The sequence below is a fragment of the Sinorhizobium sojae CCBAU 05684 genome, assembly GCF_002288525.1.
Lineage (GTDB): Bacteria > Pseudomonadota > Alphaproteobacteria > Rhizobiales > Rhizobiaceae > Sinorhizobium > Sinorhizobium sojae.
Genome location: NZ_CP023068.1, coordinates 1,907,928 through 1,928,497 on the forward strand (window position 1 = coordinate 1,907,928; position 20,570 = coordinate 1,928,497).

Annotated in this window: 23 protein-coding genes; 11 read left to right on the top strand and 12 right to left on the bottom strand. The window is 61.6% G+C overall.

Annotated elements, in window-relative coordinates; translation table 11 throughout:
- Positions 1 to 73: 73 nt before the first annotated feature.
- Positions 74 to 841, bottom strand: a complete 768-nt coding sequence (locus SJ05684_RS26620) for a GntR family transcriptional regulator (protein WP_050980022.1) — start codon at positions 839 to 841, stop codon at positions 74 to 76.
- 15 nt (positions 842 to 856) lie between these two features.
- Positions 857 to 2,020: an alpha-D-ribose 1-methylphosphonate 5-triphosphate diphosphatase gene (locus SJ05684_RS26625; protein ID WP_034855238.1), complete on the bottom strand. Its 1,164-nt coding sequence runs from the start codon at positions 2,018 to 2,020 to the stop codon at positions 857 to 859.
- Positions 2,021 to 2,133: 113 nt separating this feature from the next.
- On the opposite strand from SJ05684_RS26625, the gene SJ05684_RS26630 reads away from it, so the two are divergent.
- From SJ05684_RS26630 to SJ05684_RS26665, 8 genes are all read left to right on the top strand, one after another.
- Positions 2,134 to 2,991 (top strand): PhnD/SsuA/transferrin family substrate-binding protein, encoded by an 858-nt coding sequence (locus SJ05684_RS26630; protein ID WP_034855240.1) that lies wholly within the window; start codon positions 2,134 to 2,136, stop codon positions 2,989 to 2,991.
- Positions 2,992 to 3,061: 70 nt separating this feature from the next.
- Entirely contained in the window at positions 3,062 to 3,811 is a 750-nt protein-coding gene (locus tag SJ05684_RS26635) for a phosphonate ABC transporter ATP-binding protein (RefSeq protein WP_050980023.1), read from the top strand.
- A complete protein-coding gene (phnE, locus tag SJ05684_RS26640; RefSeq protein WP_050980024.1) occupies positions 3,804 to 4,598 on the top strand; it encodes a phosphonate ABC transporter, permease protein PhnE in 795 nt (264 codons plus the stop codon). The genes SJ05684_RS26635 and phnE overlap by 8 nt, the downstream gene beginning before the upstream one ends.
- A 108-nt stretch (positions 4,599 to 4,706) precedes the next feature.
- Positions 4,707 to 5,504 (top strand): trehalose-phosphatase, encoded by a 798-nt coding sequence (gene otsB, locus SJ05684_RS26645; RefSeq protein ID WP_034855260.1) that lies wholly within the window; start codon positions 4,707 to 4,709, stop codon positions 5,502 to 5,504.
- 41 nt (positions 5,505 to 5,545) lie between these two features.
- On the top strand, positions 5,546 to 6,919 hold the full coding sequence (gene otsA / locus SJ05684_RS26650; RefSeq protein ID WP_034855244.1) for an alpha,alpha-trehalose-phosphate synthase (UDP-forming): 1,374 nt from the start codon (positions 5,546 to 5,548) through the stop codon (positions 6,917 to 6,919).
- A 172-nt stretch (positions 6,920 to 7,091) separates the two neighbouring features.
- Positions 7,092 to 8,138 (top strand): AI-2E family transporter, encoded by a 1,047-nt coding sequence (locus tag SJ05684_RS26655; RefSeq protein ID WP_050980025.1) that lies wholly within the window; start codon positions 7,092 to 7,094, stop codon positions 8,136 to 8,138.
- Between the two features lie 401 nt (positions 8,139 to 8,539).
- Entirely contained in the window at positions 8,540 to 8,800 is a 261-nt protein-coding gene (locus SJ05684_RS26660) for a TFIIB-type zinc ribbon-containing protein (protein ID WP_034855245.1), read from the top strand.
- A 92-nt stretch (positions 8,801 to 8,892) separates the two neighbouring features.
- On the top strand, positions 8,893 to 9,906 hold the full coding sequence (locus SJ05684_RS26665) for a TerC family protein (RefSeq protein ID WP_034855247.1): 1,014 nt from the start codon (positions 8,893 to 8,895) through the stop codon (positions 9,904 to 9,906).
- Positions 9,907 to 10,053: 147 nt separating this feature from the next.
- Here the strand turns inward: SJ05684_RS26665 and SJ05684_RS26670 are convergent, their stop codons facing one another.
- The 3 genes from SJ05684_RS26670 to SJ05684_RS26680 all read right to left on the bottom strand — a co-directional run bounded on the left by SJ05684_RS26670 (position 10,054) and on the right by SJ05684_RS26680 (position 12,515).
- Positions 10,054 to 10,842, bottom strand: a complete 789-nt coding sequence (locus tag SJ05684_RS26670) for a M48 family metallopeptidase (RefSeq protein WP_157211978.1) — start codon at positions 10,840 to 10,842, stop codon at positions 10,054 to 10,056.
- Between the two features lie 194 nt (positions 10,843 to 11,036).
- Positions 11,037 to 11,237 carry a CsbD family protein gene (locus SJ05684_RS26675; RefSeq protein WP_034855248.1) on the bottom strand — a complete coding sequence of 67 codons (201 nt, stop codon included), beginning with the start codon at positions 11,235 to 11,237 and terminating at the stop codon, positions 11,037 to 11,039.
- A 387-nt stretch (positions 11,238 to 11,624) separates the two neighbouring features.
- Positions 11,625 to 12,515: an EamA family transporter gene (locus SJ05684_RS26680; RefSeq protein WP_083846155.1), complete on the bottom strand. Its 891-nt coding sequence runs from the start codon at positions 12,513 to 12,515 to the stop codon at positions 11,625 to 11,627.
- A 96-nt stretch (positions 12,516 to 12,611) separates the two neighbouring features.
- Here SJ05684_RS26680 and SJ05684_RS26685 point away from each other — a divergent pair, with 96 nt between their 5' ends.
- Both SJ05684_RS26685 and SJ05684_RS26690 read left to right on the top strand, forming a co-directional pair.
- Complete coding sequence (locus SJ05684_RS26685; protein WP_034855265.1) at positions 12,612 to 13,499, top strand: LysR family transcriptional regulator; 888 nt, start codon at positions 12,612 to 12,614, stop codon at positions 13,497 to 13,499.
- Between the two features lie 322 nt (positions 13,500 to 13,821).
- A complete protein-coding gene (locus SJ05684_RS26690) occupies positions 13,822 to 14,388 on the top strand; it encodes a hypothetical protein (protein WP_244938029.1) in 567 nt (188 codons plus the stop codon).
- A 181-nt stretch (positions 14,389 to 14,569) separates the two neighbouring features.
- Here the strand turns inward: SJ05684_RS26690 and SJ05684_RS26695 are convergent, their stop codons facing one another.
- Positions 14,570 to 15,247: a DUF6064 family protein gene (locus SJ05684_RS26695; protein ID WP_050980027.1), complete on the bottom strand. Its 678-nt coding sequence runs from the start codon at positions 15,245 to 15,247 to the stop codon at positions 14,570 to 14,572.
- 284 nt (positions 15,248 to 15,531) lie between these two features.
- Here SJ05684_RS26695 and SJ05684_RS26700 point away from each other — a divergent pair, with 284 nt between their 5' ends.
- Positions 15,532 to 15,900, top strand: coding sequence for a hypothetical protein (locus SJ05684_RS26700; RefSeq protein ID WP_034855251.1), 369 nt, complete (start codon positions 15,532 to 15,534; stop codon positions 15,898 to 15,900).
- 91 nt (positions 15,901 to 15,991) lie between these two features.
- Here SJ05684_RS26700 and SJ05684_RS26705 read toward each other — a convergent pair whose 3' ends face one another.
- The 6 genes from SJ05684_RS26705 to SJ05684_RS26730 form a co-directional block, all read right to left on the bottom strand.
- Entirely contained in the window at positions 15,992 to 16,276 is a 285-nt protein-coding gene (locus tag SJ05684_RS26705) for a copper-binding protein (protein WP_034855252.1), read from the bottom strand.
- Between the two features lie 19 nt (positions 16,277 to 16,295).
- Entirely contained in the window at positions 16,296 to 16,775 is a 480-nt protein-coding gene (locus tag SJ05684_RS26710; RefSeq protein ID WP_034855253.1) for a cupredoxin domain-containing protein, read from the bottom strand.
- A gap of 38 nt (positions 16,776 to 16,813) precedes the next feature.
- On the bottom strand, positions 16,814 to 18,163 hold the full coding sequence (locus tag SJ05684_RS26715; RefSeq protein ID WP_034855254.1) for a multicopper oxidase family protein: 1,350 nt from the start codon (positions 18,161 to 18,163) through the stop codon (positions 16,814 to 16,816).
- A 14-nt stretch (positions 18,164 to 18,177) separates the two neighbouring features.
- Positions 18,178 to 19,638 carry a TolC family protein gene (locus SJ05684_RS26720; RefSeq protein WP_095694393.1) on the bottom strand — a complete coding sequence of 487 codons (1,461 nt, stop codon included), beginning with the start codon at positions 19,636 to 19,638 and terminating at the stop codon, positions 18,178 to 18,180.
- Positions 19,635 to 19,862: a hypothetical protein gene (locus tag SJ05684_RS30720; RefSeq protein WP_083846156.1), complete on the bottom strand. Its 228-nt coding sequence runs from the start codon at positions 19,860 to 19,862 to the stop codon at positions 19,635 to 19,637. Before SJ05684_RS30720 ends, SJ05684_RS26720 begins: the two co-directional genes overlap by 4 nt.
- A 90-nt stretch (positions 19,863 to 19,952) precedes the next feature.
- A complete protein-coding gene (locus SJ05684_RS26730; protein ID WP_034855287.1) occupies positions 19,953 to 20,330 on the bottom strand; it encodes a hypothetical protein in 378 nt (125 codons plus the stop codon).
- Between the last annotated feature and the right edge of the window lie 240 nt (positions 20,331 to 20,570).

Genomic DNA, 20,570 nt, shown 5'->3' on the forward strand with positions numbered 1-20,570 from the left:
GCCAAGGCCTCCGTCACATCGCACTCGGCGCTAAAGGTTTGGGCCCGTCAGCATTGGGGTAAACATTTCCTCGTCAGCTCGCTCCGAAGACGAATTCGACTGATGTCAGCGGCCAGCAGCCGCGCGTCCATTCGATCGTGGCCTTGGCGCGGTCGGTGTTGCGGGCATTGACCCGGAACACCGGCGTGCCGGGCGTGAGTTGCAGGATTTCCGCCTCTTCCGGTGACGCAAAGCCGCCGCTGATCCGCGTCTCGGCGCGTCGGAACGTGTCGATGCCATGGGCGCGGAACACGTCGCTCACCGATTGACGCTCGCCATAGGCATCCTCGAAATCCGGGAAGCGATGTGCCGGAAAATACTTGTCGTTTACATAGATCGGCTGCTCGCCGAGCAGACGCACCCGGCGCAGGCGGATGATCGCTGAACCGGCTGCGACGCCAAGCATGTGTGCGCTCGTCTGATCGGCCTGATCGCGGGCGAGCAGCCGTGTGATGGTCGCGATCGAGCGACTATGGGTGTCGATATTCTCACGAAAGGACCGGCCGTCGCGAATGGAGAAGACCGCGGGCGGGCTGCGGACGAAGATGCCGACGCCCTTTCTGGCGGTGAGATGTCCCTCTTTCTGGAGCTGCTGCAATGCGCATCGGAGCGTGACGCGGGTGACGCCCAGGCGGGCGGCCATGTGGTTCTCGCCCGGAAGCTGTTCGCCTGGCGACAGTTCGCCGGATTCGATCCGCCCAAGGATGTGGTTGTAAATCTGCTGCCAGATCGGACTGTCCTGGCGCGGCGCCAAGGTCAATCCGTCAAGAGCGGTAAGCGGGGAATTCGGCTGGCCGAGCATGCCTGTCTCCGGGTCTCAGGCTACGGCGACGGGAGCCGGCCCGACATGCAGTGCTCGCGTTGCATAGACCAGACGGCCGCCGCAGAAGGAAGCGACGATCTCCGGGTGATTTGCACGGCTGGCGTCGACTAGCAACAGGTCGGCGCGCTTGCCCGGGTCGATCGTCCCACGATCATTTAGCCCTGCCGCCGCTGCCGGATTGGACGATATCAGCTTCCAAGCCTTTCCAAGTCCTGCCAGGTCGGATCCCGCGAGCTTGAACGCCGCATGCAGCGGCGAGGGATAGTGGTAGTCCGAAGCGAGGCAGGTACAAAGGCCGGCCCGGATCGCATCGGCGGCGTTGAGCGCGCCGTTGTGACTGCCGCCGCGCACGACATTCGGCGCACCGAGGATGACATGCTCGTCATGGCGGCACGCCTCCGCCGCAGTTTCCAGCGTCAGCGGAAATTCAGAGGAATGGGCGCCGAGGGCACGGAAGCGCCGCCGCTCCTCGGGCGTCGCCTCGTCATGGGCAAGCAGCACGTTGCCGTTCGCCTTCGCAGCCTTCGCCACCGTTTCAATGGATGCCGGCACAGCGGCGCGCCTTGCCCACACGCTGTCGAGCAGCGCCTTGTAGGCTTCCTGCGAAAGACCGGAGCGCTCGGCCATCTGCGGCAGCTTGCGGGCGATCGTGCCCTTGAGCACCGAGCCGGTCGTGTGGTCGTTGAGCGCGATGATCGGCCGCGGAACCATGCCGAGCCACTCGAGAACCCTCGGCAATTGTTCGAGTGCAAAGGTCTCCCAGCGAATATGCAGACGCGTATCGCAGGAGAGACTGTCGCGGAGAGACTGGATCGCCCGGATCACCTCGGCCGCGGCTTCCACCGAGCGCAGGCCTGGCTCCCAGGAGACGGTGACGCCGTGAAAGGCGGTGGTAATGCCGTTGGCGACAAGCTGCCGATCGGTGTCGCGCAGGGCAATCGCGACGTCGAAACGCACGCCTGGCCGGGGCATGAGGTGCCGCTCGAAACCATCGCCATGGATGTCGACGATGCCAGGCAGCACGACAAGCCCCTCGGCGTCGATTGTGGTCGCCGCACGCGATACGACGGCCGCGAAGCGCCCGTCCTCAATGGCGAGGTCTGCCTTCGCCGCGCCCTCGGGACGAAGCACGATCCCGCTTTTGATCAGCACATTCATCTTGTCCTCGTCTTTTCCGAACGCCAGCCGCGGGACTGTCACTAGCTCGTCACGTGACGCCGCTAGGGATAACCACAGAAATGCTTCCTGTCTATACAGCAAGGGGACGAAACATGATCCGCACAGTCATTGCAGCGCTTGCCCTTACCATTGCTTCGGTCCTTCCGGCCGTGGCCGAGACGCTCAAGTTCGCCGTCACCGACATCGAAGGCCTCGAAGCCCTGCAACAGGAATTCGGCGGCTTCGAAAAGGCACTTGAGAAAGTCACCGGCCTGGACGTCGAGCTCTTCCCGGTCAGTTCGCGAACCTCGGCCGTCGAAGCGATGAACTCCGGCCAGATCGATCTCGTCCTGACCGGACCGGCCGAATATGTCGTGATGAAGGAACTGGCCGAGCCGAAGATCGTCGTCGCCTGGCAACGCCCGGACTATTTCGCTCAGATAGCTGCGTTGTCCGATGGCCCCATCCGCTCGCTCGAGGACCTCAAGGGCAAGAAGGTTTCATTCGGTTCGGTCGGCTCGACGTCGCAGCACCTTGGTCCGGCCCAGGCACTTACCGACGCCGGTCTCAATTACAATGCCGATTACGAGGCTGTCATCCTGGCGCGCAACGTCGCGGCGGAGGCGCTGATCCGCGGCGACATCGCCGCCATCGGCCTCAACTTCAGCCATCTCGCGTCCGTGCGCAAAGCATTTCCGGACACGGCCTTTACCGTGCTTGCCCGCGGTCGCGATCTGCCGAACGACATTCTGGTAGCCCGCAAGGACATTTCCGACGAAGTGCTCCAGAAGGTGCGGGTCGCCTTCGTCGAGCATGGCAAGGAGTTGATGGACGGCGTGCTGCAGGGCGAGGATAACCAGAAGTTCAAGGGCGGCTTCTTCCTGAGCGACGTCAAGGACAGCGACTATGATTATGTCCGTTCGATGTACCGCACTATCGGCGTCGACACATTCAAGGACTTCGTCAACTAACCTTTGTTGCCAATATCAGATCGGTGGCCGGCGTCTCTCGCCGGCCTTCGGTCGTAGCCAGGAGCCGTCGATGACCGAAATCATTCGAACCGAAGCATTGAAGAAGAGCTATGCCAACGGCAAGCCGGTGCTCGATGGCATCGATATCCGGGTCGGGGCCGGCGAGCGAATCGCCCTGATCGGCTCCAACGGCGCCGGCAAATCGACATTGCTGAAATGTCTGATCGGACATACGCCCTTCTGCAGTGGCGAGGTCGCCACACTGGGCGAGACCTTCCGCGCGTCTCCGAGCAAGACTCAATTGCACCGCATCCGCCAGCGCGTCGGCTTTGTTTTCCAAAATCACGGCCTGGTGCGGCGCCAGTCGGTGCTGACCAACGTCGTACAGGGCAGGCTGGGTCTTGCCGGCGGTTGGGGGGCCTGGCATCAGGCGATAGCCCCGCAGGACATTCGTGAACAGGCCATGGAGGCACTGGCCCAGGTCAAGCTGACGGCCAAGGCGAGATCCCGGGCGGACGAACTCTCCGGTGGGCAGGCGCAACGCGTCGCGATCGCACGGGCGCTCATACGGCAACCCGCCTTGATGATCGCCGACGAGCCGGCGGCCAGCCTCGATCCGATCGCAGGCCGTGACGTGATGGAAGTCTTCAGCGACCTCGTCCGTACGAAGGGCATCACCTTGGTCTTTACCACCCACGACATGGACCATGCTGTCAGTTTTGCCGATCGTGTCATTGCCCTCAAGGGCGGCCAGGTTTGGATCGACCTGCCGGCAAGCGAGGTGCGTCGCGACGGGGTCGATGGTGTCTTCCATGCCTGATCGAGTGCTGCCAGGCAGAGTGCATAGCGTCCCGCCAGCGACCTTCGCCGTCCTTGTTGCGATTGCAGCGCTCTTCATCGTCTCGGTCGGTCAGGTCTCGCCCTCTCCGTCGCAACTCGTCGCCGGCTTACCGCGCATGTACGGGCTTCTGGACCGGATGATGCCGCCGAACATCGAGCCGGCTTTTCTGACGCGGGTAATGTGGCGTACCGTCGAGACGCTGCAGATCGCCTTTGTCGGCACCGTTTTCGGCGTGCTGCTCAGTCTGCCGATCGCCTGGTTCGCATCGCGGACGCTCACGCCCTTCGGCCCGTTGCGGCATGTCTTCAAAATGCTCATCTCGCTCTTCCGGACGGTGCCGGACATGGTCTGGGCGCTGATATTCGTTGCCTCTATCGGGCTTGGGCCCGTGGCCGGGACCATGACCATCCTCATCGATACGATCGGCTTCTGCGGTCGTTTCTTCGCCGAAGCGATCGAGGATTCCGACAGACAACCGCAGGAGGCGTTATTGACATCCGGTGCAAGCCGCTTCTCGGTGCTGACCGGTGCGGTCATCCCCGACATCATGCCGTCGATGATCAACACGTCACAATTCGCGCTGGAAAAGGCGGTCCGGTCATCCGTGGTGCTCGGACTCGTCGGAGCCGGCGGCATCGGACAGGAACTGAAGGTGGCGTTCGACCTTTTTCAATACAAGAACGCCTCGACCATCATTCTCGTCATCTTCGTGCTGGTACTGGTCATGGAATCGGCGACCGACCGGCTGCGGGCCAAGGCGCAATAGCCGTCGAGGCCCTGTCGTCCGCCTTGGACAGCCGGCGGCGAGCCCGTAGCGCACTCCACTGGAAAGTTGGGGTTGGTCGATGACGGGATCTGCTATAGTTATGGCCCTATGTCATACCGGAAGCAGTTGCTCAGCGCTCCGAAACCGGATGCAGTTTCAGGAGAGGACTTCGTTTTCGCCGCGCTCTCGAGCGATCGGGGAAGCTGGGCTCTGTTCCTCGATATCGATGGCACGTTGCTCGATCTTGCCGCAACCCCAGGCGCCGTATCCGTTCCATCTTCCCTGCCTGCAAATCTCGAGGCCTTGTCCAGAAAACTCGGAGGCGCCCTGGCACTCGTGACCGGTCGTAGTCTTGACTATGCGGACCAGCTTTTTTCGCCCTCCCATTTTCCCATTGCCGGGCTTCATGGCGCCGAACGCCGCGATCCGGATGGCCGCGTGCACAAAGCCACGGCGACCGCCGAATTTGAGCGCCTGAAGATCGATCTTATCGCCGATACCGCCAACTGGGCGGGCGTTTTAATCGAAGACAAGGGGGCGGCCGTCGCCGCCCATTACCGACTTGCGCCGGACAGAAAACAGGCACTTGAACCGCTGATGGAGCGGGCCTTGATCCGAGCGGGACCAAACTGGACGATCCAGCACGGCAAGATGGTCATCGAAATCCGTCCGGCCAGCGCCGACAAGGGCGAGGCCGTGACGGCATTTCTCGCGCAGCCGGTTTTTGCCGGCAGACGCCCGATCGCGATCGGCGATGATGTGACCGACGAAGCGATGTTTCGCACGGTCAACCGGCTCGGCGGCTTTTCGATCCGCGTCGGGCCGCCTTTGCCTGCGAGCGAAGCGCTCGGCTCCATCACTTCTGCCAAGGTCCTGCGCGACGTCATCGCCATGTTAGTCTCCTGAAATTTTGAGCACCTGACATATTTTCTTGAAAGGTATTGAGCATGAGCCGCCTCATCATTGTGTCCAATCGCGTACCCGTCCCGGACAAGGGCGGCATTGCGCCCGCCGGCGGGCTGGCGGTCGCGTTGAAAGTCGCCCTCGAAGAGCATGGCGGCATATGGATGGGCTGGTCGGGAAAGTCGAGCGGCGAGCACGAGCCGGCGCCGCTTGCGCATCTGCAGCAGGGCAATGTCATCTATGCGCTGACGGATCTGACTGATACCGACGTAGAGGAATACTACCACGGCTTCGCCAACCGCGTTCTCTGGCCGATCTGCCACTACCGGCTTGATCTCGCCGAATACGGTCGCAAGGAAATGGCGGGCTATTTCCGCGTCAACCGCTTCTTCGCGCATCGCCTGGCGCCGCTTGTCAGGCCCGATGACGTCATCTGGGTGCATGACTACCACTTGATCCCTCTCGCCGCGGAACTTCGTCAGATGGGCTTGAGGAACCGCATCGGCTTTTTTCTCCACATTCCCTGGCCGCCTGCGGACGTGCTCTTCACGATGCCGGTTCATGAGGAGATCATGCGTGGCTTGTCGCACTACGACGTCGTCGGCTTTCAGACCGATCATGACCTCGAGAACTTCGCCGGATGCCTCAGGCGGGAAGGCATCGGTGACGAACTTGGCGGAGGCCGCTTCAGTGCCTATGGCCGCATATTCAGGGGCGGCGTCTATGCAATCAGTATCGAGACCGCCGCCTTCGCCGAATTCGCCAAAAAGGCATTGACCAACAGCACGGTCAAAAAGGCGCGTGAAAGCATCCAACACCGCGGCCTCATTATCGGCGTCGATCGCCTGGATTATTCCAAGGGAATCACGCAGCGCATCGACGCATTTGAGCGCTTCATCCTGGACAATCCGGCACAACGCGGGCGTGTCACCTATCTGCAGATCACGCCGAAGTCGCGCTCCGAAGTGCCGGAATATGAAGCCATGCAACGCACTGTTGCTGAACAGGCCGGCAGGGTAAACGGCGCACTCGGCGCCGTCGATTGGGTGCCTATACGTTACATCAACCGCTCGGTGGGCCGCCGCATTCTTGCAGGGCTTTACCGGCTCGGCAGAGTCGGCCTCGTGACGCCGCTTCGAGACGGCATGAACCTCGTCGCAAAGGAATACGTGGCCGCGCAGGATCCGGACGACCCAGGCGTGCTTGTGCTTTCACGCTTCGCCGGCGCTGCCCGCGAGTTGCAGGGCGCGCTTCTCGTCAACCCCTACGACGTAGAGGGTACCGCAAACGCCATGGCGCGCGCGCTTAGCATGCCGCTGGAAGAGCGGAAGGAGCGTTGGAAAGCGATGATGGATCACTTGTTGGAACACGACGTTTCGCGCTGGTGCCGGGACTTTCTCGACGATCTGACGGAGTGATCGGATCAATTTATTCAGGGCGCTCCGACAGCGCCGCGCGTCTTGTCAGACGCGCAAGGGGTCGCTGCTGTAGCACTTTGAATTGCTGCAACTGAGACTACCAACGCCGAAGAATCACCGCGGCACTCGGAACGAGTGGGGCATCCAACGGTTCTTCTGCGGGAGGTAGAAGATGAAAGGCCAAACGCCGCGAAGGGCGAAAGCCCCGACCCCCTTCTATCTGGTGCTGGCGGCCGCCGGCCTTATCGTCCTGGCTCTGTTGGTCTGGCAGCTGTCGAACGTGCTGCTGCTCTTCTTTGGGGCGATCGTCGTCGCGGTCATTCTGCGCAGCGGCGCAGAGGTGATCGAGGATTACACGCCCGTCAAATCCCCGGGGTCCCTGGTCCTCTCGATTGTGGCGATCGCCGCGGTGATGAGCGCTTTCTTTTTCCTGCTTGGCGCCCAAATCGGGAGCGAGGCGTCCTCTCTTGTACAGCGCCTGCCGGAGATCGTGAGGGGCGTGGGGGACAGGATTGGGGTCGATGACCTGTACGAACGGCTGGTAGAGCGGATCAGGAGCTTCGCCGGAAGAGGCAGCGTTGCCGGCCAGGTCGCAGGGTTCACTTCAGCGTTCCTCATTGCCCTTGCCGATCTTGTGCTCGTCCTCGCCGCGGGTATCTACCTGGCGGCCCGGCCGAACCGATACAGAGAGGGAATCCTCAAGCTCGTACCTCAGCGGTTCCGGAAACGAGCCTCATCCACCTTCGACAATGCGGGCCGGGGTCTCCGTCTCTGGTTGCTCGGTCAGCTCGTATCGATGACTGTCGTCGGCATCCTGGTTACCTTAGGCCTTTACCTCATCGGGATGCCGTCAGCACTCGCTTTGGGGTTTCTTGCAGGGCTATCGGAGTTCGTCCCGATCGTCGGGCCCATTCTGAGCGCGGTGCCGGCGGTGCTGCTCAGCGCGTCTGAGGGCGGAAGCACAACCTTATGGGTGATCGGGCTCTACGTTCTCGTCCAGCAAGTCGAAAGCAACATCATCATGCCGCTCGTCCAAAGGGAGACCGTGGATCTGCCGCCGGTCCTGACGCTCTTCGCGCTTGTTGCCCTTGGTGTCCTGTTCGGGCCGCTCGGCATTCTCCTCGGTACCCCACTTACCGTCGTCCTTTATGTGGTGGTGGTGCAACTTTATCTCAGGGATACATTGCAGGAGGACGTCAAGGTGCCCGGCTCAGACTGAGCCGGCAGCCGCAGCCGGAAGCGATGGTTTTCACGTAGCCTGCCCGACCAAACAAGTTGGCACAAAAATCAGCTCGAGCTGCAAGCCGACCAATCTGATCGCGGTGCGCACCGACCTGGCCCGTCCCACCGCCCGTTGGAACCAGACGCCCATCTCCTGCGCCGCGTCGACTTCGGGAGATTTTCACGGGACGAGCTTGAAAACTGCGGCAAACACCCCAGATACGCCCTGTCCGGGCCCCTCTGGCAGTGCGGCAAGCACTGCGATGTCGGACCACGAGTTAGCTGCGGTGGCGCATCTTGCTTGTTGGCCGACCCTTTTCGAAGCCCCGTCGTCCTCTAAGTTAAGGTCTTCAGCCGCAGTCCGATTGGCCGCGGCACGGCCAGAGCATGGAGAAACAAATGAAGTGCCCGATCGACGAGACGGAACTGACAATGACGGAGCGGCAGGGGATCGAGATCGACTACTGCCCGAAATGCCGCGGTGTATGGCTCGACCGAGGCGAGCTCGACAAGCTGATCGAGCGGTCCAGCCCCGCCGAGGCGCAACGAGGTGACAGGCCCTACCGGCAGGAAGAGGCCCGCCCCTATCGCGAGAGCGGATACGACCAGCCACGCTATAAGAAACGCAAGTCACTGCTCGGCGAACTATTCGATTTCTGACGCATCATTTATAAAGCCGGCCCGAAAGAGCCGGCCTTCGTCGTTCAACCTCTCTCCCTCCCGGCATGGGAGGATCAGCGGAAGAAAAAGCAATGGAATCGAGTATCTGGCTCTGGGTCGGATTCAACCTGTTCGTCCTGGCGCTCCTGGCCTTCGACCTTGGCGTCCTCCACCGCAAGGAGCGCGAGATCAAGGTCGGCGAAGCCCTGTGGCTGAGCCTTTTCTACGTCGTGCTCGCCCTCCTGTTCGGCGCCGGTCTTTTCTGGCTGCGGGGTACGCAGGACGGCGTCGACTTCCTGACCGGCTACCTCATCGAGAAGTCGCTCAGCGTCGACAACATCTTCGTCATCGTCCTGATCTTCACTTATTTCTCGGTGCCGGCGCAGTATCAGCACCGGGTGCTCTTCTGGGGCATCCTGGGTGCGCTCTTCATGCGCGGTATTCTCATCTTCGCCGGCGTGCAGCTCATCCACGAGTTCGCCTGGATGGCCCTTCTGTTCGGTGCCTTCCTCATCGTGACCGGTATCAAGATGCTGATCGTGGCCGATCAGAAACCGGACCTTGAGAACAATATCGTCCTGAGAGCGGTGCGGCGGCGGTTCCGCCTGACCGAGGCCTTTCACGGCAAGCACTTCTTCGTCCGCCAGAACGGCCTGCTTTATGCGACGCCGCTGTTCCTCGTGCTCATGATGATCGAGTTCACGGATCTGGTCTTCGCGGTCGACTCGATCCCCGCGATCATCGCCATCACCACGGATCCCTTCATCGTCTACACGTCGAACGTCTTTGCGATTTTGGGGCTGCGCGCGCTCTACTTTGCGCTGGCGGGCATCGTGCCGCGCTTCATCTATCTGAAATATGCGCTATCGCTGGTGCTGGTCGTGATCGGCTTCAAGATGATCGCCAACTACTTCTATGGCGGCAAGTTCGTGCCCACCGAACTCGCCCTGCTGATAACAGTGGTGCTCATCGGCGGCTCGATCGTCCTGTCGCTCATACGTACCCGCGGCATGGCCCCCGAGCCGCAGGCGCTGCCCACGGGCTGGGTGCCGGGCAGCCCGGTGAAGGAGGCTGCCGACAACCCCGCCAGAACGGGGGAGGAATAGCCGATGCTGGCACGGGCGCTCTGGCCCATCGGCCCGTAAATCGTACCCGATTTTCGGAAAGCTCGATGCGCAGGTTCAAAGAGTTACAGCGACCTTTGCGCGTCTGAAAAGACGCGCGGCGCTGTAGGTCCGCGCCGCTCCGGTTTCCTAGATGTTCTCGGGCAGCATCGCTTCAATGGCCTCGATCCTCGAGCTTGGAGCGGGATGCGTCGCGAGGAGCTCGGGCGTACGCGTCCCGGCGGCGACGTCCATCCTGCGCCACAGCTCGACGGCGGCTCGAGGGTCGAATCCGGCTGAAGCCATGTTTTCAACCCCGAGGCGGTCGGCCTCCAGTTCCTGTCGGCGCGAGTACGGCAGCACGAGCCCGTATTCGATGCCGATGCCGAGCGCAGCTGCAATCTCGGCGGCGTACTCCACATCGCCGACATTAAGCAACAGCGAAAGTGCCTGCAATCCCAGCCCGGTGAGGAGCTGCGCATTCATTCGTTCCTGGCTGTGCTCTGCAGCGAGATGCCCTATTTCGTGCCCGATGACCGCGGCAAGCTGATCATCGCTTTCGACCACCCGGAACATGCCTTCGAAAATGCCGATCTTGTTGCCCGGCAATGCGAACGCGTTTATCTCCGCGCGTTCCAGGACCAAGACTTCCCACTCTCCCGATGCCTCCCCAGCGGCGGTTAGAAGTCTGGTGGAGACACGGTCGGCGATTGCCTGCAGCGCGCGAATACCGCTAGGCCGTGAAGCCGCCTTGAGCTCCTCCCACGCCCGTAAACCCATCGCTTCCACCGTCTCGGCCGAGACAAGATCGATAGTCAGCTTGCTACAACCGGACAGCAAAGGGAGCGCTCCCGCCGCTGCGCCACACAAAGAGCACGCCTGGAAATGCAATTCTGGCACATTGTTCAGAGGACCTTGGGCCGTTTGTTCAGTCGCCAAGGCTCGAGGGCCCCGCGGTTCCGAAGGTTCCAGAATCCTTTGCGGCGAACTCCCGCGACCGGCGTGCTAAATCCCGATGTGAAAAGCGCCGCCCCAATCACCGGACGCGGCTGTTCGTCCCGTGATTGGAAGCGTTCCGCTCTGCGTTTCCACGGATGAGCCCATAAATATGGGCCCAACGGAGAACGTGCGGATCAACTCATCCGCCTGGACCAGTCGTCCACCTGGCGCTCGGCTTCTTCTTTCGCGATGCCGTATCTCTCCTGAATCCGCCCCGCGAGCTGATCGCGGTTCCCCTCCGCCTGGTCCAGGTCATCGTCGGTGAGGTCGCCCCACTGCTCCTTCGCCTTGCCCTTATACTGCCTCCACTTTCCTTTGATCTGATCCCAGTTCATGGTTTTCTCCTTTCTGATCGTTCTGGTGTCCAACCGCAAATGCGGCACGAGGTTCCGACGGAGGCAATTTGTGATGGCACGCTGGGCTAGATCCTGACGGCCACCCTCGACAGCGAAGTGACATTCGGGAACATCTTGTCCTCACCACCGCTGCAGCACCGCCAGCTTCATACTGCTCTATTGTGTAGATGACGTTGATCGCATTGCCGTAGCGGGTAGGCGGCGAGCTTTCGAAGAATCTGACTGAACGAACGTCATGAAGCTCAATCCCGACCGGATTCGCCAGCAGGGTCGATCAGGACGCGGTACAGGACGCCTCTAATGAACCGAAGATGGCAGCCACTGCAGTCTTGCCGATGCCTGAGCTTGCAGCGGCGGCGAGCACGCTCAGGCCTGACTCGACATCGTGCCGGCCGCGCTCGCGGCAATTACCAGCGCCACGCCGAGCATCTGGCTTGGCGTCAGCGCCTGCCCCAAGACAATGAAGCCGGCGCCGGCGCCGATGGCCGGTTCGAGGCTCATCAGAATGCCGAAGGCGGACGCCTTCATCCAACGGAGCGCGACGAATTCCAGGGCATAGGGTAGCAGCGGCACGAGGAGAGCGAGAGGCCCTGTCATAAAGGCGAACTCAAGCGATATGCCCCGCGCTGCCTGGTGCAAGCCGAAAGGCGTCGCCACAAGGGCGGCAAAGAGGAGCGAGACGGAGAGCCCTTCGAGCCCGGTGAACTGTTGCCCAGCCTGTTTCATCAGGACGATATAGCTGCCCCAGCCGGCCGCCGCGCCGAGCGCGAAGAGCACGCCGGGCATATCCCCCACCCAGGCGCTGCCGTCCCAGGAAAGGCAGAGAACACCCGCTGCAGCGATAGCGGGGCAGAGGAGGCGCCATCTGCCGCCGCCGAAAATCGTCGCAACAGTCAGTGGGCCGAGAAATTCGATGCCGACGGCCAGGCCGAGGGGTATGCGCTCGACCGCGGCGAAGAAGCAGAGCGTCATCGCCGCCATGGCGGTACCGAGCGCCGCCGCGCCGAACCATTGCCGCTTGCCATAGCTGAGGAAGGGCGGGCGGACGAAAAGCGTGAGTGCAAGCGCTGCGAAGCAAAGCCGAAGCCAGGTCGTGCCGAACGATCCCAGTTCCTGCATCACCGGCTTCGAAAGCGCGGCGCCAAACTGGACGCTCGACATGGAAAGGAGGCAAAAGACAATCGAGAGATAAACGCGCCCGCGAACACCGGTTCCCTTGATCGGCGCAGCCCACTCCCCGCCTGCTGTCGTCTCCATGTCCGTCATGTCCTTTCCCTTTCCTCTTGATCAGGAATAGCAAAGCGGTAGCATTAAGGAACACAGATAATTCTGATGCAGATATAAGGAATGTTTATGCGTGATCTGGAGATCGGTTTGCTGCGCGCCTTCGTCGCGACGGCGGAATGCGGCAGCGCCAGCGCGGCGGCCAGCCGCCTGGCAAGGACCCAGGCCGCCGTCAGCATGCAATTGCGCCGCCTGGAGGATGACCTCGGGGTGAAGCTGTTGAAGCGCGGGGCACGCGGCATGGATCTGACCGAGGCCGGCCATGTCCTTCTTCCCTATGCCCAGAAGATATTGGGGCTGAGCGTGAGCGCCAGACGGGCGCTGTCCGATCAGGCTCCTCACGGCCCCGTCCGCTTCGGCATGACCGAGGACATCGCCATCGGTTCGCTGCCGAAAGCGCTACAGCGTTTCGCCGCCTCCTGTCCGGATGTAACGCTCAATCTGACCGTCGCCGAAAGCGCGACGCTTTCGAAGAAGCTCTCACTCGGGCTCATCGACGTCGCCATCGGCGACCCGGCGGAGATCAGCGCTGTGCCGGTGCATACCTGGCGCTTGCCTTTGAAGTGGGTGGCCGCGCGCGGCTTCGTCGTACGGGACCGGGAGCCGTTGCCGCTGATCACCTTCGACGGGACCTGCACCTGGGACCGCAAAATGACCGGAGCCCTCAACGAGATCACCAGACCCTGGCGCACGGTGCTGACCAGCGCCAGCCTTTCGTCGATTCAATCCGCTATCGAAGCTGGTCTCGGCGTTGCCGTGCTACTCGACGTCAGTATCCGGCACGACACGATGAAGGTCCTGAGCGGGGCTGACGGAATGCCGCCCGCTCCGTTCGTGGAATTCGGCCTCTTCGTCGGTGAGGGCAAGGAGCTTTCGTCCGGGGTGATCGGAACCCTGTGGGAATTCGTCTCCGACGAGCTGCAGGTTTCTCCAGATCGGCCAGTGCCGGCGCTGTGAGAGGACCGGGCGAGTTTAGGGCAACAGCTTATCTTTGGATGTGGGCAGAAGGTCTGCTACAAAAGCCTTAGAGAGGCAAGGCCTATCGGGTGAGGCGGGCAAAGATAGCAAGGACCGCATGCAGGCTGCCGAACTGGTAAGGGCCATCGAGCACGCCGGCCGCACCAGCGAACTCGCTGAGGCTTGGGCGGAGCCAGCGCCGCCCTGAAAATATCTTTTGATTAGCAAAGCTATTGCCTGAAGCGCATAATAATTCTTTGGTCGCCCACGGTGAGCGGACTGACCAATTCCGGATAGCAACGCTCGCGCCGACCAACGCTGGATGTGGGAGGGTAAGATGCGCTTGCGGTCAATTTTCCTCATTGTCGGCCTTTCTGGACTTGGCCTTTCTATCGACGCGCTTGCAGCCGATATGAGCGACGACGAGCTGATTAACAATGCGATGTCCGCGGCACCTGAGGCGGTGGCCCGCGACGCGACGGTCATCGCGTTTGACAAGGAAATGAACGCTCGGACTGTGCGCGAGGGCACCAACAACTTCACCTGCCTGCCTGACAACCCCGCTTCCCCGGGTAATGACCCGATGTGCCTCGACGCGAACGGGATGGAATGGGCCAAAGCGTGGATGGACAAGACTGATCCGCCGGCCGGCAAGGTGGGCTTCGGCTATATGCTGCAGGGCGGCTCGGATGCGAGCAATGCAGATCCGCATGCGAGCGAGCCGGCAACGGGCGCCGACTGGGTTGACACCGGGCCGCACGTGATGATCTTCAATGCCGGGGAGATGGTGGAAGGCTACCCGAACCAAAAGGAAAATCCGGACACGAGCCAACCTTACGTCATGTGGCCGGGCACACCTTACGAGCATCTGATGATCCCGGTGAATTAGTCGCCTCCGATGTTGACCGGTGATCCAGGAGCGTCGCCCTTCCAATCACTCGTTCCTATAGGCATCCCCACCATTAGAGCAGGTGCCCCTTGCTGTGCCCTGGTCGCGGTGCTCGCAATGACGTGGACCAAAAAATGCGGAGCCGGCACATAGCGTGCATCTGTGGCGGGGCCATAGGTGACTAAGGGCGTGAGTTCGCTCCTACGTTGCGACGCGCGAAACTGGCGCCGAGCCAGTACGCCGTAGCGAAGGCGAGGACGAGGAGAAATGCCGCGATGAGGCCGTAGTCCTGCGGCACGCCGATCAGAAGTGCCGCGCTGCCGCCGACGATCCCCCAGAGCGCCGGGATCACGAGGAGCCACCACGCGGTGCGCGACGATCCGAGCAGTAGGACACCGATCGTGAAGATCGTCGTTGGGCACGGTGCGATGCCGAACACGGGTACCGCCGGGTAGACCTGGCCGAAAAGCCAACCGAGAATCGGATAGATCACCATCGCGTAGGCGGCGAGTGCGAGACCGACTACCGTGCGGGCATCCTTCGCGGGGCCAAGTCGAAAGTCGGGTGAGACAAAGGGAGCGACCGCCAGGAGCAGTGCTTGGAGGACGAACGCCGCGCCGAAGATCCGCGCAGCCGGGTTGATGCTGGCGAAAAATGACCAATGATAGCCCACGCCATTGACGAGCCACATCAGCGCGAGGACCGCCATGATCAGTACCGTGGAGATCCGATTCCGCCAAAATAGGAAACCAAGAGCTGTTAAGCCGAGAATGTAAGCGACCGCGGGCAGCGGTGAGACGGCTGCATTGTAGTCGGCGAAGACTTGGAAGAATTGTTCCTCGGTGAACGGCACGGTCATGCTCTCCGATGCGCGACACCTGAGAATAGCCGATGTTGCGCTCGATCACGTTGAGCCAGATCATGCGAGCGGTGAAGAGTGCAGGGGAAGGCAAATCCGACCAAAGCGGTTGCCTGGCTCGTTGGCGCATTGGCAGGACTCGGATCCACAGCGGGACGTCGGCTCACAATCGTGCCCCACACGAATCCTGCTAGCAACTCGGTATGGGCCCATGCGTTTCGGGGAGAATTATCGAGGCCGCTGTGCTATGGTGTCGAAGTCGCATGCACCAAAGGGAGGGGTGAATGCGTACTGTCGTTTCAGTCCTCGCGATCGAAACATTGCTGTTAACCTCTGCAGCCGCCAACGAGCCCGTGGTCTTTCACAGGGCGCACTTTCCCGACCTCACCGTCGTCAGCGTGAGCCTTGTCGGAAACGAAGCCGCGGCAAGCGTGGAATACGACTTCGATGTGTTCATTTCGCTCTCACAAACGAGCGCCGACGGAGACGTTGCGTACAGCGATCGCGGCAAACACAAGGCGTCGGTCCGGTGCAGTCCGCCGGCGGCTGTCGCCGTGAGGGGTGTCGATTACGCGATACCCACATCGGAGGCTGGCACGCCCGACTGGAAGGATGATCTCTGGAAAGCCGTCTGCAAGCCCCCCGTATCATAGTGCTGATTACAACGCCTGCTGCAGCGGTCACCTGACGAACGTGTGAGCGGAGGAGGACGCAGCTCACGAGGGCCGCGTCCTGTTGCAGGGATTACTTGACCTGCGTGACGGTCAGCTTGCCGTTGACGCGCTCAGCGACGAACTCGATGTTCGCGCCTTCCTTCAGCTTCTCCAGGATGGCGTCGTCCTGGACGCGGAACACCATGGTCATCGCGGGCATGTCGAGCGACTTCAGTTCCTCGTGGATCAGCGTGACCTTCTTGGCCTTGGCGTCGAGCTTCTTGACCGTGCCCTTGGTAAACTCAGCCGCGAACGAGCCATAGGCGGTGCCGATGGCCAGAGTGGAGGCGAGGGTTAGTTTGATCAGCGTTTTCATGTCAGGTTCCTTTCGATCATCACTTTCCGGCGACCGTGACGTCGCCGTGCATGCCGGCGTCGTAGTGACCCGGCACCAGGCAGGCGATCTTGAACGTGCCGTCATTGGTGAACTTCCATATGATTTCGCCGGATTCACCTGCCGCGAGGCGGATCGCGTTCGGGTCGTCGTGCTCCATCTCCGGGAACTTCTCCATCAGTGCCTTGTGCTCGACGATCTTGTCTTCCTGATCGAGCACGAACTCGTGCTCGAGTTCGCCCGCGTTCTTGATCGCGAAGGCGATGGTCTGGCCCTTGCGAACCTTGAAGGTCGACGGCGTGAAGATCATCTCGCCGTCCTCAGTTTCCTTCATGGTGACGCGGATCGTCTGGGTGGCGTTGGCTTTTTTGCCCGGCTCGCCGACGGCCATCGGCTCGCCGTGGCCGCCTGCGTGATTGCCGCCAGCAAATGCCGGAGTGGCGAGCGCGGCGATGAGAAGTCCGAAGAATTGAGCCTTCATTGTGTGGTCCTTATGTTGATTGACATAGGCATGCGGGATCAGCCGTGGTTTGCATGCTTCGGGGTGATCTGGGTCTTTGCGTCCTGGGCCTTGGTCCAGTCGGGAAGCTCGCCTGTCCACTCCCACGCCTGGGTTCCGGGCGGGTTTTCGTACCAGCCGGGGTCGGCGTAATCGCCGGCCGAGATGCCTTCTCGCACCTTGACGACCGAGAACATGCCGCCCATCTCGATGGGTCCGTGCGGACCCCAGCCGGTCATCATCGGCACGGTGTTCTCGGGGATCTCCATTTCCATCTCGCCCATGTCGGCCATGCCTTTGGTGCCCATCGGCATGTATTCCGGCTGGAGCTTCTTGATCTTCTCGGCGACCTTCTCCTTGTCGACGCCGATGAAGGTCGGGATGTCATGGCCCATGGCGTTCATCGTGTGATGCGACTTGTGGCAATGGATCGCCCAATCGCCCTCGTATTTTGCGTCGAACTCATAGGCCCGCATCGCCCCGACCGGGATGTCGATGCTGACCTCCGGCCAGCGCGCCTCCGGGCGGACCCAACCGCCATCGGTGCAGGTGACCTCGAAGTCGTAGCCGTGCATGTGGATCGGGTGGTTGGTCATGGTGAGGTTGCCGACCCGGACGCGCACCCGGTCGTTCTTCGAGACGACGAGCGGGCTGATGTCGGGAAATATGCGGCTGTTCCAGCACCACATGTTGAAGTCCGTCATCTCCATGACCTTCGGAACGTAGGAGCCCGGATCGATGTCATAGGCGTTGAGCAGGAAGACGAAGTCGCGGTCGACCGGCATGAACTTCGGGTCCTTGGGATGGACGACGAAGAAGCCCATCATCCCCATAGCCATCTGCACCATTTCGTCGGAATGCGGGTGGTACATGAACGTGCCGGATTTCACGAGGTCGAACTCGTAGACGAAGGTCTTGCCAACCGGTATGTGCGGCTGCGACAAACCGCCGACCCCGTCCATGCCTGACGGCAGGATCATGCCGTGCCAGTGGATCGTCGTATGCTCGGGCAGCTTGTTGGTGACGAAGATGCGCACCCGGTCGCCTTCGACTGCCTCGATCGTCGGGCCCGGCGACTGGCCGTTATAGCCCCAGAGATAGGCAGTCATGCCTTCCGCCATCTCGCGCTCGACCGGCTCGGCGACGAGGTGGAATTCCTTCACGCCGTTGTTCATGCGGTAGGGGAGCGTCCAGCCGTTGAGCGTGACAACGGGATTATAGTCGGGACCGGATGTTGGCTTGACCGGCGGCTGCGTTTCGGCAGTCTCCATGACGGCCGCTTCCGGCAGGCCCATGTTGGAGGTTTTCGCCCAGGCGGCGGTCGATACCAGTGCGGCGCTCGCGCCGAGCAATTGTCTTCTGTTGAACATGGCCCGTTCCTTTCTCAATGACCGCCACCACCGCTATCGGCGGCTGCTGCGACTTCAGTTTCTCCGGCAACCGTACCCGCACCGCCACCGTATATGGCGGGGGCGAGGTTCGCTTCGGCCAGCCAGAAGTCACGCTTGGCGTTGACCGCGAGCAGGATCGAATTGACCTTGTCGCGGCTGTCGGCGAGCAATTCGAAGGTGTTGGTGATCATCGCGTTGTAGGTGAGGAGGGATTCCTCCTCGATCTTGGTGCGCAATGGTACGACGCTGTTGCGGTAGTGCCGGGCGATATCGTAGTTGGCGCGGTAAGCCTGATAGGCGGAGCGTGCCTCAGAGCGGACGTTGACAGCTTTTTCCGCCAGTAGGTTCGCCGCGCGCATATAGGCGAGCTCAGCCTTGCGCATGCGTGCTTTGCCGCTGTCGAAGATCGGGATGACGAACTCCAGTTCAGCCTGTCCAGTCGTCTCCGCCTCGACATTGCCGTCCTCCTTTTCGCGTTCGGTCTCGAAGCCGGTCAGGATTTCGAGGTCGGTGACGTAGCGCGTCGCCTCTGTCAGCTTGTAGGACTTGGCCGTCGCTTCAAGGTCGAGCTTCGCTATCTGGAGGTCCACGCGCCGTCGCAGCGCTTCCGCCTCGATCAGGTCGCGTTTCATCAACCCCTTCGGCAGGGACGGCAGGCGGTTCGGCACTTGGTAGTCGACGTCCGAACCCCAGAGCCCCATCAGCCGCGTCAGCTCCTCCTTCGCGAGCCTTGCCGTCAGCCGCGCCTTCGCCTTCTGTCCCGCCAGCTCAGCGTAGAAGACGTGCTCGCGAGCCTGTGCTCCCTTGGTCATCGCGCCGGTGTCGCCGAGCTTTTGGGCAAGCTCGGAGGCGGCATCGGCTGCCGCCTGTGCCTGATTGAGCTGGCCGACCGTTTCCCATGCAGCGACGGCATTGATCCAGGCGCGGCGGGTGTCGGCGGCGAGCTGCAGGGTTCGCAGCGCCGCGTTCAACTGCGCTTGTCGGAAACGGGTGTCGGCGATGGCGATGTTCCGTTCCCGCGTGGCCAGCGCAAGGATGTTCGAGGCGATCATCCCCTCGACCGTTTTGAACGCTTCGAGGCCCGGCGTGCCGATTCCCGTCAGCCCCACTGAAACCGTCGGGTTGACGAGCATCGTCGACTGCCAGGCGTTAGCAGCGGAATCGCCGAGATCTGCATAGGCCGCCTGCAGCCCTTTGTTGTTGAGGAGCGCCACCTGCACGGCGGTTTCGACGTCCATGCTCTTCTTCGCCATCAGCGTCTTGACGCGATCGGAGACGACCTGCGCCTGTTGCCGGTTCTGGACCCAGACGGTTTGCTTGCCCGTCACCTCGGCGGTCTTGCCCGTGACCGAGGAGAAGCCGGCATTCGTCGCGGCATATTCGGACGCGGACACACAGGCGCCGAGCAACAGCGGAAGCGTGATCATCGTGACCAGTTTCAGTTTGCCTCTCATGACGCGTCTCCTTCTCGGACCTGCGCGTCATTCCGGTTTCGCCATGGCCTGGGATCGACCGGGACGCGATGGGTGTAGTCCGAGACCGGACTTGTATATCTGAGGGGGCGGACTTCGGCCTCGGAGGCGGCGAGATCGCCCGAAGCAATGACGTCGGGAGGTAATGTGGCGGCACATCCGCTGGCAAACAGCGGGAGGGCAGCCACGATAAACAAAGGTCTCATGGTATATCCGAATAGGAATTGCAGCGGCGCTTGCGAGCAACCACGCTCACGAAGGCACGGATTAGACCCGCAAGGACGGGTATGTCCTACTCAGATATTCGGGGGGCGGTGGAGCGGCGGGAGTTCGCCCTTAGCCCGAGCGTCATCGGCGAACTTGCGGATGGAAGCCACACGTGGGCCGCCGACAGTGTCCACGACTGCGACGATGGCCATGCTGACACAGAACCCTTTGCAGCAATCGGTCTTCACCAGCTTCTGAGAGTCGTCCGGGGAGGAATGGTGACCGCCTTGCGCATGCTCGGCTGTCGCCATTTCGTGGTGGTCATCGGACTGAATGACGTCGGGGTTCGCCCAGACTCCGTGCATCGCGGCGGAGGCGGTCGGCAATGAGTACCCCGCCAGTGACAGGACGATCACCAAGCGAAATAGAATCAGCATCTTTTGCAATGTGATTCGATACATACCCATGCCCCGAGGACTACCATCGGTTCCGAAGTTGTCAATTATCAGCTTCTAACCTAAATGCGATTCGCGTCTGTTATATGGCACCGTCGCAAACCGGCCTGACCAGTCCGACGCTGCCTAAAGGTGTAAGGGTTCCAACGGTGGCGAGGTCAAGCGAGAAAAGAACCAGACGCAGAACGCGGCGCTGTCCGCCATTCCTGTCATTCCGCTGAGGCTCGATGATGGGTATGACCGCGAGCATCG

What these genes read in the sequence shown, in the direction of transcription:
- SJ05684_RS26625 (WP_034855238.1), bottom strand. Translation starts at nt 2,020, where the DNA reads ATGAATGTGCTGATCAAAAGCGGGATCGTGCTTCGTCCCGAGGGCGCG.
- SJ05684_RS26675 (WP_034855248.1), bottom strand. Translation starts at nt 11,237, where the DNA reads ATGAACTGGGATCAGATCAAAGGAAAGTGGAGGCAGTATAAGGGCAAG.
- SJ05684_RS26690 (WP_244938029.1), top strand. Translation starts at nt 13,822, where the DNA reads ATGTGGGAGGGTAAGATGCGCTTGCGGTCAATTTTCCTCATTGTCGGC.
- SJ05684_RS26695 (WP_050980027.1), bottom strand. Translation starts at nt 15,247, where the DNA reads ATGACCGTGCCGTTCACCGAGGAACAATTCTTCCAAGTCTTCGCCGAC.
- SJ05684_RS26680 (WP_083846155.1), bottom strand. Translation starts at nt 12,515, where the DNA reads ATGGAGACGACAGCAGGCGGGGAGTGGGCTGCGCCGATCAAGGGAACC.
- SJ05684_RS26705 (WP_034855252.1), bottom strand. Translation starts at nt 16,276, where the DNA reads ATGAAAACGCTGATCAAACTAACCCTCGCCTCCACTCTGGCCATCGGC.
- SJ05684_RS26700 (WP_034855251.1), top strand. Translation starts at nt 15,532, where the DNA reads ATGCGTACTGTCGTTTCAGTCCTCGCGATCGAAACATTGCTGTTAACC.
- SJ05684_RS26655 (WP_050980025.1), top strand. Translation starts at nt 7,092, where the DNA reads ATGAAAGGCCAAACGCCGCGAAGGGCGAAAGCCCCGACCCCCTTCTAT.
- otsB (WP_034855260.1), top strand. Translation starts at nt 4,707, where the DNA reads ATGTCATACCGGAAGCAGTTGCTCAGCGCTCCGAAACCGGATGCAGTT.
- SJ05684_RS26720 (WP_095694393.1), bottom strand. Translation starts at nt 19,638, where the DNA reads ATGAGAGGCAAACTGAAACTGGTCACGATGATCACGCTTCCGCTGTTG.
- SJ05684_RS26665 (WP_034855247.1), top strand. Translation starts at nt 8,893, where the DNA reads ATGGAATCGAGTATCTGGCTCTGGGTCGGATTCAACCTGTTCGTCCTG.
- SJ05684_RS26635 (WP_050980023.1), top strand. Translation starts at nt 3,062, where the DNA reads ATGACCGAAATCATTCGAACCGAAGCATTGAAGAAGAGCTATGCCAAC.
- SJ05684_RS26730 (WP_034855287.1), bottom strand. Translation starts at nt 20,330, where the DNA reads ATGGGTATGTATCGAATCACATTGCAAAAGATGCTGATTCTATTTCGC.
- SJ05684_RS26660 (WP_034855245.1), top strand. Translation starts at nt 8,540, where the DNA reads ATGAAGTGCCCGATCGACGAGACGGAACTGACAATGACGGAGCGGCAG.
- otsA (WP_034855244.1), top strand. Translation starts at nt 5,546, where the DNA reads ATGAGCCGCCTCATCATTGTGTCCAATCGCGTACCCGTCCCGGACAAG.
- phnE (WP_050980024.1), top strand. Translation starts at nt 3,804, where the DNA reads ATGCCTGATCGAGTGCTGCCAGGCAGAGTGCATAGCGTCCCGCCAGCG.
- SJ05684_RS26630 (WP_034855240.1), top strand. Translation starts at nt 2,134, where the DNA reads ATGATCCGCACAGTCATTGCAGCGCTTGCCCTTACCATTGCTTCGGTC.
- SJ05684_RS30720 (WP_083846156.1), bottom strand. Translation starts at nt 19,862, where the DNA reads ATGAGACCTTTGTTTATCGTGGCTGCCCTCCCGCTGTTTGCCAGCGGA.
- SJ05684_RS26715 (WP_034855254.1), bottom strand. Translation starts at nt 18,163, where the DNA reads ATGTTCAACAGAAGACAATTGCTCGGCGCGAGCGCCGCACTGGTATCG.
- SJ05684_RS26620 (WP_050980022.1), bottom strand. Translation starts at nt 841, where the DNA reads ATGCTCGGCCAGCCGAATTCCCCGCTTACCGCTCTTGACGGATTGACC.
- SJ05684_RS26685 (WP_034855265.1), top strand. Translation starts at nt 12,612, where the DNA reads ATGCGTGATCTGGAGATCGGTTTGCTGCGCGCCTTCGTCGCGACGGCG.
- SJ05684_RS26710 (WP_034855253.1), bottom strand. Translation starts at nt 16,775, where the DNA reads ATGAAGGCTCAATTCTTCGGACTTCTCATCGCCGCGCTCGCCACTCCG.